This window comes from Streptomyces violaceorubidus (genome assembly GCF_000717995.1).
Classification (GTDB): domain Bacteria; phylum Actinomycetota; class Actinomycetes; order Streptomycetales; family Streptomycetaceae; genus Streptomyces; species Streptomyces violaceorubidus.
The window spans coordinates 1-232 of record NZ_JODM01000237.1 but is presented as its reverse complement, the minus strand read 5'-3'; the positions used below and the strand labels follow the sequence as shown (position 1 = coordinate 232).

The 232-nt window shown below is 56.0% G+C and carries 1 protein-coding gene; it reads right to left on the bottom strand.

The genetic code is table 11. The features are described 5' to 3' along the window. A partial coding sequence (locus IE94_RS40765; protein WP_209441124.1) for a hypothetical protein occupies window positions 1-232 on the bottom strand: 232 nt, incomplete at both ends.

Below are 232 nucleotides of genomic sequence, written 5' to 3'. Positions count from 1 at the left end.
GGAATTGGATTTTTCCAGTCTATCGGCCGAATCCCCCCTCTGACGCCACCCGGCAATCAGGCGATCGAAGAATTCAGCGCGAAGTGGCGCCTTCTCTCGTAGAAGCGCGTTCTCATGGAAGTAGTAATTGGCAGTTTCTGCCAGGTCTTCGTTAGCGTCGGTTTCACCGTACTTGCTGATGGGGCGCTCTTTGGGAAAAGCGAGACGAGGGCGCCCGTTCTCCCACGTTCCT